This is a genomic window from Soehngenia sp. (assembly GCF_055108775.1).
The window spans coordinates 1-9,751 of the sequence record NZ_JBSQIL010000061.1; the positions used below are offsets into that span (position 1 = coordinate 1).

Annotated in this window: 8 protein-coding genes and 1 other annotated feature; all 8 genes read left to right on the forward strand. The window is 35.2% G+C overall.

The window, feature by feature from the left end; translation table 11 throughout:
* Positions 1 to 44: 44 nt before the first annotated feature.
* Positions 45 to 257, forward strand: coding sequence for a preprotein translocase subunit SecE (gene secE, locus ACTB1H_RS07640; RefSeq protein WP_463262251.1), 213 nt, complete (start codon positions 45 to 47; stop codon positions 255 to 257).
* Between the two features lie 35 nt (positions 258 to 292).
* Positions 293 to 847, forward strand: a complete 555-nt coding sequence (gene nusG / locus ACTB1H_RS07645; protein ID WP_463262252.1) for a transcription termination/antitermination protein NusG — start codon at positions 293 to 295, stop codon at positions 845 to 847.
* Positions 848 to 922: 75 nt separating this feature from the next.
* Positions 923 to 1,348, forward strand: coding sequence for a 50S ribosomal protein L11 (rplK, locus tag ACTB1H_RS07650; RefSeq protein WP_463262253.1), 426 nt, complete (start codon positions 923 to 925; stop codon positions 1,346 to 1,348).
* A gap of 43 nt (positions 1,349 to 1,391) precedes the next feature.
* Positions 1,392 to 2,090 (forward strand): 50S ribosomal protein L1, encoded by a 699-nt coding sequence (gene rplA, locus ACTB1H_RS07655; RefSeq protein WP_463262254.1) that lies wholly within the window; start codon positions 1,392 to 1,394, stop codon positions 2,088 to 2,090.
* 3 nt (positions 2,091 to 2,093) lie between these two features.
* Positions 2,094 to 2,214, forward strand: a sequence feature (ribosomal protein L10 leader region).
* A gap of 17 nt (positions 2,215 to 2,231) precedes the next feature.
* Complete coding sequence (gene rplJ / locus ACTB1H_RS07660; RefSeq protein ID WP_463262255.1) at positions 2,232 to 2,759, forward strand: 50S ribosomal protein L10; 528 nt, start codon at positions 2,232 to 2,234, stop codon at positions 2,757 to 2,759.
* Positions 2,760 to 2,788: 29 nt separating this feature from the next.
* Positions 2,789 to 3,175 carry a 50S ribosomal protein L7/L12 gene (gene rplL / locus ACTB1H_RS07665; protein ID WP_463262256.1) on the forward strand — a complete coding sequence of 129 codons (387 nt, stop codon included), beginning with the start codon at positions 2,789 to 2,791 and terminating at the stop codon, positions 3,173 to 3,175.
* Positions 3,176 to 3,360: 185 nt separating this feature from the next.
* Positions 3,361 to 7,071 (forward strand): DNA-directed RNA polymerase subunit beta, encoded by a 3,711-nt coding sequence (gene rpoB / locus ACTB1H_RS07670; protein WP_463262258.1) that lies wholly within the window; start codon positions 3,361 to 3,363, stop codon positions 7,069 to 7,071.
* A 36-nt stretch (positions 7,072 to 7,107) separates the two neighbouring features.
* Positions 7,108 to 9,751, forward strand: a 2,644-nt coding sequence (gene rpoC / locus ACTB1H_RS07675; protein ID WP_463262257.1) for a DNA-directed RNA polymerase subunit beta', incomplete at its 3' end; no start/stop codon positions are given.

The window sequence follows — 9,751 nt, forward strand, 5'->3', positions numbered from 1 at the left end:
TTCATAAAGAAACAAAATAATATATACCATAAGGATGTGAAAAGATGGCACAACCAACAGAAAAAACAAAAAAAACTAATAGACTCTCTTCTTATTTCAAAGGCGTAAGATCAGAATTAAGAAAAGTTATATGGCCAAATAGAAAAGAATTAACTAACTACACTGGTGTTGTTTTATTTATGAGTGTATTAGCTGCAATTGTTGTTTATTTGCTTGACCTTATAGTTGGAGGAGCACTATCTTTAATTATTTCGTAGTATAAGGGAGGGAAGGGACAAAAAGTCCCTATTATATGCCGGAAAAGGACTTAAGCAGGGAAGAACGAGAGAAAAATGCAAAGTGGTATGTTGTTCATACATACTCTGGGCACGAAAATAAAGTTAAAGCAAATCTAGAGAAAATGGTTGAGAATAGGGGAATGAGAGATGATATATTTGAAGTAGTTGTACCTACTGAAGAATATGTCGAAAACAAATCCGATAAAAAGACTGTTAAAGAGAGAAAAAAATTTCCGGGCTATGTCCTTATTAAAATGATCATAAATGATGAATCATGGTACTTAGTTAGGAATACCAGAGGAGTTACAGGATTTGTAGGTCCTTCGTCAAAACCAATCCCTTTGACAGACGAAGAGGTTAAAGCTCTCGGAGTTGCTAAAAAAGCTAGAGTGTTGGAATCTGACTATAAAGTTGGCGAGACTGTTAAAATAACCTCTGGACCATTTGAAAACTTTGTTGGGAAAATTGAAAGTATAAACTTAGAAAAAGAAAAAGTTAAAGTATTTGTATCAATGTTTGGTAGAGAAACTCTCGTAGAATTAGAGCTAAACCAAATAGATAAGATGTAGTTGATTTATAAGCAATTTTGCTTTATAAATATATTTATTTATGCATAACGCATTCCATATAAGGAGGTGGAAATTTTGGCTAAGAAAGTGATAGCTATGGTAAAATTGCAGATACCAGCTGGTAAAGCTACTCCGGCTCCACCTGTAGGTACAGCTTTGGGACCACATGGAGTAAATATCATGCAATTTACTAAAGAATTCAATGCAAGGACACAAGACCAACTTGGAATGATCATACCAGTAGTATTGACTGTATATCAAGATAGATCATTCTCATTTATCACTAAGACACCACCAGTGCCAGTTTTAATTAAAAAAGCACTTGGGATAGAGTCTGGTTCTAGTGAACCAAACAAGAAGAAAGTTGGAAAACTTACACAAGCTAAAGTGAAAGAAATTGCTGAAATAAAAATGCCAGACTTAAATGCTGGAAGTCTTGAAGCTGCCATGAGCATGGTTGCTGGGACAGCAAGAAGTATGGGGGTAGAAGTAGAGAAATAATAAGTGGGAGGAATTTCCGTTAATACCACAAGGAGGTAAATAAATGCCAAAAAGAGGGAAAAAATATCAAGAAAGTGCAAAACTTATCGAAAAAGGTAAGTTGTATGATGTTGATGAAGCTTTAGAATTAGTTCTTAAAACTGCAACAGCAAATTTTGATGAAACAATTGAGCTTTCTGTAAGATTAGGTGTTGATCCAAGACATGCAGATCAACAAGTAAGAGGAGCAGTAGTACTACCACACGGTACAGGAAAAACTAGAAAAGTATTAGTTATAGCTAAAGGGGACAAGCTCAAAGAAGCTGAAGAAGCAGGAGCAGATTATGTAGGCGGAGAAGAATTAATTGCAAAAATCCAAAATGAAAACTGGTTTGACTTTGATGTTGTTGTAGCAACACCTGACATGATGGGCGCAGTTGGAAGAATCGGTAGAATTCTTGGACCTAAAGGATTAATGCCAAACCCCAAATCAGGTACCGTAACATTTGATATTGCAAAAGCAGTACAAGAAATCAAAGCAGGTAAAGTTGAATACAGAGTAGACAAAGAAAGTATAGTCCACGTACCAATTGGTAAAAAATCATTTGGTGTTGAAAAGCTAAAAGACAACTTCGAAACAATAATTGATGCTTTAATAAAAGCAAAACCAGCAGCAGCAAAAGGAAAATACTTAAAATCAGTTGTTGTATCTAGCACTATGGGCCCTGGGATAAAAATAAACCCAGCAAAACTTAGTGACTAATAAAAATTAAAATTTAAAATACCGCAGACAGTAGGTGCATTATGCTTAATATCCTACCGAGGAATAAAACCATGAAAATTTGGTCTCTTCACAGTCTGCGAAAGAGGCCTTTATTATTATACACTTTGGAGGTGATGGCAAGTGAAGGAACATACTCTTCAAGCTAAATCACAAATCGTTGAAGAAATAAAAGAAAAAATAAGTTCATCTCAATCAATCATATTAGTTGATTATAGAGGGTTGAATGTAGCTCAATTAACAGAGCTTAGGAAAAGATACAGAGAAGCTGGGGTAGAATACAAAGTTTATAAAAACACAATGATGAGTTTCGCATTTAAAGACCTTGGCTTAGAACAATTCGATGAGTATCTAAAAGGACCATCTGCTGTAGCTTTTGGTTTAAACGATCCAGTAGCAGCAGCTAAAGTAACAACAGAATTTGCAAAAACAAATGATAAGCTTAAAATCAAGGCTGGAATTGTAGATGGGAAGATCATCGATGAAAATGGAGTTAAGAGCTTAGCAGAACTTCCACCAAGAGAAGTATTAGTAGCACAAGTATTGGGAGGATTCAACAGCCCAATTCAAGGATTTGCAAATGTATTACAAGGTACAATAAGAGGATTAGCAATAGCGCTTAATGCAATAGCAGAGCAAAAAACAGCTTAAAAAAATAAAAAATACGGAGGGAAAAATAAATGGCAAGTGAAAAAGTATTAAATTTAATCGAAGAGGTAAAAAATTTAACAGTATTAGAATTATCAGAATTAGTAAAAGCATTAGAAGAAGAATTTGGTGTTAGTGCAGCAGCACCAGCAGTTGCTGTAGCAGCACAAGTAGGTGGAGCAGCAGCACCAGCAGCAGAAGAAGAAAAAACAGAATTTGATGTAATACTTCAATCAGCTGGAGCAGAAAAAATTAAAGTTATAAAAGTAGTAAGAGAATTAACTGGTTTAGGATTAAAAGAAGCTAAAGATCTAGTAGACGGCGCACCAAAACCAATTAAAGAAGGAGCTTCAAAAGAAGAAGCAGCAGAAATCAAAACTAAATTAGAAGAAGTTGGAGCAACTGTAGAAGTAAAATAAGTTTAAATAAAAAAATTAATATTTGACTTACACTAAAAGGTGTGATAATATAATATATTGCATAATAACGATTATAATAGGCGATATATTATTTATCACGCCTTTTGTAGTTTTTGGTTTATTGTATCAATCACCAAAAGCCACGGGCTTTTGGTTATTTTAGTTTATTGAGGGGTGAAGATTTAATGGTACATCCTGTAACATTAGGTAAGCGGGAAAGAATGAGCTACTCTAGGATTCCTGAGGTACTCGATTTACCCGACTTAATTGAGGTACAAAAATCTTCCTACAAGTGGTTTATTGAGGAAGGACTAAGGGAGGTTTTTGATGACATCTCTCCAATTCAAGACTACACTGGAAATCTAATCTTAGAATTTGTTGACTATTACATTGACAGTGAAGTCAAATATGACGAAATGGAAGCAAGGGAAAGAGACGCAAATTACTCTGCAGCACTAAAAGTGAAAGTCAGGTTAATAAACCGTGACTCTGGAGAGGTTAAAGAGCAGGAAGTATTCATGGGAGATATCCCACTGATGACTGACAAAGGGACTTTTATCATCAATGGAGCGGAAAGAGTTGTGGTCAGCCAATTAGTAAGATCTCCTGGAGTATATTTTGTTGAAAGTATTGACAAGTCAGGTGAAAAAGTTTATTCATCAACACTTATTCCTAACAGGGGAGCTTGGCTTGAGTATGAATCTGATTCTAACAATGTAATTCATGTAAGAATCGACAGAACTAGAAAAGTGCCTGTTACGACACTATTAAGGGCTTTAAAAATTTCTTCTAATGCTGAGATTATTGATTTATTAGGAGAAACCGAAGAGTTGTTGCGTACTCTTGAAAAGGACACAACAACAAATGAACAAGAAGCACTATTGGAAATATACAAAAGATTAAGGCCTGGTGAGCCGCCAACTATAGACAGTGCAAAGACTTTATTAAACAATCTTTTCTTTGACCCACGTAGATACGATCTAGCAAAAGTTGGAAGATATAAATTCAATAAAAAGTTGAGCCTATACAACAGAATCACTGACAGAAAATCAGCCGAAGATATAATTGATCCAAACACTGGGGAAATATTAGTTGAAAAAAATGAAATAATTTCTAGACAAAAGGCTATAGAGATTGAAAACACGGGAATAAATTCAGTTAATATAATTTTGGATGATGGGAAAGTATTAAAAGTATTGTCCAATAATTTTGTAAGTGGAGAAGCATTTAATTTACCATTCTCTTTAGAAGAACTTGGATTAAAGGAAAAAGTATATTATCCTCTTATGAAAGAATTAGTAGATAATTATGATGATGAAGAAGAATTAAAACAAGCTATAAAAGAGAGGATAAAGGAATTATCGCCTAAACATATATTAGTAGATGACATAATAGCTAGTGTTAACTATGAGTTTAACTTGTTTTATGGAGTTGGTAATTCAGACGATATAGATCATTTAGGAAATAGAAGGCTTAGAAGTGTTGGGGAACTGTTGCAAAATCAGTTTAGAATAGGACTAGCACGTATGGAGAGAGTTGTCAGAGAAAGAATGACAATTCAAGACATTGAAGTAACCACACCTCAAGCTTTGATAAATGTAAGACCTGTTACAGCAGCTATAAAGGAATTTTTTGGAAGCAGCCAGTTATCTCAGTTCATGGACCAAACCAATCCTTTAGCAGAATTGACACATAAAAGAAGGATGTCAGCTTTAGGACCTGGAGGATTAAGTAGAGATAGAGCTGGATTTGAGGTAAGGGACGTTCATAACTCTCATTATGGAAGAATGTGTCCAATTGAGACTCCAGAAGGTCCAAATATCGGACTTATAACATCTTTAACGACATACGCAAGAATAAATGAATATGGATTTATAGAAGCTCCTTATAGAAAAGTTGAAAATGGCAGAGTTACAGGGGAAATAAATTATTTAACAGCAGATTTAGAGGATGAGTTAATAATAGCTCAGTCTAATGAGCCCCTGGATGAAAACAATAGATTTATCAATAACAGAATTGTTGCTAGAGGGAAAATGGGTGTTGTAGACATATTTACCCCAGAAGAGATTGACTATATGGATGTTTCTCCAAAGCAAATAGTTTCTGTGGGAACTGCTATGATACCATTCTTGGAAAACGATGATGCCAATAGGGCTCTTATGGGATCTAACATGCAACGTCAAGCAGTGCCGCTTTTAAAAACCGAAGCCCCTATAATAGGCACAGGTATCGAATATAAAGCTGCCAAAGACTCGGGAGTAGTCGTGATAGCTAAAAATTCAGGAATAGTTGAAAAAGTATCAGCGGATGAAATACTAATCAGAAGAGATAAAGACGGACAGTTAGATAAATATAAATTGCTGAAATTTAAAAGATCAAATCAAGGAACTACAATAAATCAAAGACCAATAGTAAAACTAGGTGAAAGAGTAACAGAATCTCAAATCATAGCTGATGGACCAAGTACTGATCAAGGAGAAATAGCATTAGGTAAGAACCTCTTAATTGCTTTCATGACTTGGGAAGGGTATAACTACGAAGATGCTGTATTATTGAATGAGAGATTAGTTATTGAAGATGTCTTGACATCAGTTCATATAGAAGAGTACGAATCAGAAGCAAGAGACACCAAACTAGGACCAGAAGAGTTTACTAGAGATATACCTAACGTAGGGGAAGATATGCTCAAAGACTTAAATGAAAGAGGCATAATAAGAATAGGAGCAGAAGTAAAATCAGGAGATATATTGGTAGGAAAAGTAACTCCGAAAGGAGAGACAGAACTGACACCAGAAGAAAGACTTTTAAGGGCTATATTTGGTGAAAAAGCTCGTGAAGTAAGAGATACATCGCTTAGAGTTCCACATGGAGAAAGTGGAATAGTAGTTGATGTAAAAATCTACACAATGGAAAATGGTGACGAACTACCACCTGGAGTAAACGAAATGGTTAGGGTTTATATAGCCACCAAGAGAAAAATTAACGTAGGAGACAAAATGTGCGGGCGCCATGGAAACAAAGGGGTCGTTTCTAGAATCCTTCCAAAAGAAGATATGCCATATATGCCAGATGGAACTCCTGTAGACGTTGTATTAAACCCACTTGGAGTACCTTCTAGAATGAATTTGGGGCAAGTTCTAGAAGTGCATTTAGGATTAGCCGCTAAAAAATTAGGTTGGCATGTTGCCACTCCAGTTTTTGATGGAGCTAATGAAGAGGATATAATGGAAGCCTTAAGAACTGCAGGGTATCCAGAAAATGGGAAAATAGAGCTAAGAGATGGAAGAACAGGAGAGAAGTTTGCGAATCCAGTAACTGTTGGATATATGTACATGCTAAAACTTCACCATCTAGTTGACGATAAAATTCATGCTAGATCTACAGGACCATATTCTTTAGTCACACAGCAGCCTCTAGGAGGAAAAGCTCAGTTTGGAGGTCAAAGATTTGGAGAGATGGAAGTATGGGCATTAGAAGCATATGGAGCTGCACATACTTTACAAGAAATTTTGACTGTAAAATCAGATGATATAGTAGGAAGAGTTAAGGCATACGAAGCTATAGTTAAAGGTGAAAATATACCTGAACCAGGCATACCTGAGTCATTTAAAGTGTTAATAAAAGAGCTTCAAAGTTTAGCCTTAGATGTAAAGATAATAGGCGAAGACTTCGGAGAAATTGAGCTTAAAGAATCTATAGACGATGATATAACAGAATATGATTTCACTGAGAGTGCAATAGATAAAATAAGCATAGAAGATATAGACGAAGATGAAGAAGACAATGAAGATGAAGATGCTTTAACTTCACGAAAGCCTAAAGTAGAAGTTCCAGAAGGATTTTTAATAGAAGAAAAAGATGATGATTTTGATGACTTTGATGATGAGGATTTTTAATAAATATTTTAATATTATGAAAGGAGAGAGTGCTCCTTGTACGAATTAAATGTATTTGATTCAATAAGAATTGGGTTGGCATCACCAGAAAAGATAAGGCAATGGTCTAGAGGTGAGGTTAAAAAGCCAGAAACCATAAACTATAGAACCCTTAAACCTGAAAGAGAAGGGCTTTTCTGTGAAAAAATATTTGGGCCAGTAAAAGATTGGGAATGCCACTGTGGTAAATACAAAAGAGTTAGATATAAAGGTGTTATTTGCGACAGATGCGGAGTTGAAGTAACTAAAGCTAAAGTTAGAAGAGAAAGGTTAGGACATATAGAATTGGCAGCACCTGTTTCTCATATATGGTATTTCAAAGGGATACCAAGCAGAATGGGACTTATGCTAGATATGAGTCCAAGAGCTTTAGAAAAAGTGCTTTATTTTGCTTCATATGTAGTACTAGAAGCAGGAGATACACCATTGTATGAAAAACAACTTTTAACTGAAACTGAGTATAGAGAATACTCAGAGACTTATCCTAATAAATTCAAAGCTCAAATGGGAGCTGAAGCAATAAAATACTTGTTGCAAAAAATTGATTTAGACAAAGAAGCAGAAGAACTTAAAGCTCAGCTTAAAGATGCTACAGGGCAAAAAAGAATAAGGATAACTAGAAGACTTGAAGTAGTTGAGTCATTTAGACAATCTGGAAACAAGCCTGAGTGGATGATACTAGATGTAATACCTGTAATTCCACCTGATTTAAGACCAATGGTTCAGCTTGATGGTGGTAGGTTTGCAACATCTGATTTAAATGACTTATACAGAAGAGTAATAAATAGAAATAACAGACTAAAGAGGCTTCTTGATTTAGGAGCTCCTGACATTATAGTTAGGAACGAAAAAAGAATGTTGCAAGAAGCTGTAGATGCTTTAATTGACAATGGAAGAAGAGGAAGACCTGTAACTGGACCGGGAAATAGACCATTAAAATCACTATCTGATATGCTTAAAGGTAAGCAAGGTAGATTTAGACAAAACTTACTCGGAAAAAGGGTAGACTATTCAGGAAGGTCAGTTATTGTTGTAGGTCCTGAGCTTAAGTTTTATCAATGTGGACTTCCAAAGACAATGGCGTTAGAACTATTCAAGCCATTTGTAATGAAAAAATTAGTTGAAGACAATCTAGCCCACAATATAAAATCAGCTAAGAGGATGGTAGAAAGAGTAAAACCTCAAGTATGGGATGTATTGGAAGAAGTTATAAAAGATCATCCAGTGCTATTAAATCGTGCACCAACACTTCACAGACTTGGTATTCAAGCATTTGAACCAGTTTTAGTTGAAGGAAAGGCAATAAAACTACATCCTTTAGTATGTACTGCATATAATGCCGACTTTGACGGAGATCAAATGGCAATACATGTACCTTTATCACAAGAAGCACAAGCTGAAGCTAGACTCCTTATGCTTTCTACAAATAACATATTAGCACCTAAAGATGGGAAACCTATCACCACTCCATCACAAGACATGGTCTTAGGAAGCTATTATTTGACTGTTGAAAGGGACGGAGAAGACGGAGAAGGCAAGTACTTTAAAGCCTTCGATGAAATGCTTCATGCTTATCAAAACGGTGAAATCGGAATACATGCAAGAGTAAATGTAAGAGTAAAATTAGACAAAGATGATAGAGGTAAAATAATAAACAGCACAGTAGGTAGATTCATATTTAATGAAAAAATTCCACAAGATTTAGGATTTGTAGATAGGACTAAAGATAAATACTCTCTTGAAATCGACAGAGTAGTTGACAAGAAATTTTTAGGAATATTGGTAGACAAATGCTTTAGAAAACATGGAAATGCAGCTACTGCAGAGATGTTAGACCATATAAAAGAAATGGGATATAAATATTCAACCATAGGAGCAATAACCATTTCTATGGGCGATGTAATAGTTCCTGATGAAAAATATACACTAATTAGAAAAGCAGAAGAAGAAGTAGATAAACTCGAAAGGTCTTATAGAAGAGGTCTTATATCAGAAGAAGAAAGATATGAAAGAGTTATCGAAATATGGAACAATACAACAGATAAAGTTACAGACGCTCTTATGGACAGCTTAGATCCTATGAACAATATCTACATCATGGCTCTATCTGGAGCAAGAGGAAGTAAAAACCAAATTAGGCAATTAGCTGGTATGAGAGGTCTTATGGCAAGTGCTTCAGGAAGAACCATCGAGGTGCCTATAAAGTCAAACTTTAGAGAAGGATTATCAGTACTTGAATTCTTTATCTCAACCCATGGTTCTAGAAAAGGATTAGCAGATACAGCTTTAAGGACTGCTGACTCAGGATATTTAACTAGAAGACTAGTAGATGTAAGCCAAGATATAATAGTCAGAGAAGAAGACTGTGGGACAGATCAATATCTATTAGTTAAAGCATTTATGGATGGAAAAGAAGTCATAGAGGAATTGAAAGACAGAATTGAGGGGCGCTATGCTTTTGAGGATATCATCAATCCAGAAAATGGAGAGATAATAGTCAGAGCAAATACAATGATTTCTGATGAACAAGCCGAATTCATACAAAATATTGGAATTCAAGAAGTAAAAGTTAGATCAGTACTCGGATGCAAAACAAAACATGGAGTATGTTCTCATTGTTATGGAAGAAACTTAGCAACTG

Excerpts from the sequence above, each read along its gene's own strand:
- secE (WP_463262251.1), top strand. The coding sequence starts at position 45 with ATGGCACAACCAACAGAAAAAACAAAAAAAACTAATAGACTCTCTTCT.
- nusG (WP_463262252.1), top strand. The coding sequence starts at position 293 with ATGCCGGAAAAGGACTTAAGCAGGGAAGAACGAGAGAAAAATGCAAAG.
- rplA (WP_463262254.1), top strand. The coding sequence starts at position 1,392 with ATGCCAAAAAGAGGGAAAAAATATCAAGAAAGTGCAAAACTTATCGAA.
- rplL (WP_463262256.1), top strand. The coding sequence starts at position 2,789 with ATGGCAAGTGAAAAAGTATTAAATTTAATCGAAGAGGTAAAAAATTTA.
- rpoB (WP_463262258.1), top strand. The coding sequence starts at position 3,361 with ATGGTACATCCTGTAACATTAGGTAAGCGGGAAAGAATGAGCTACTCT.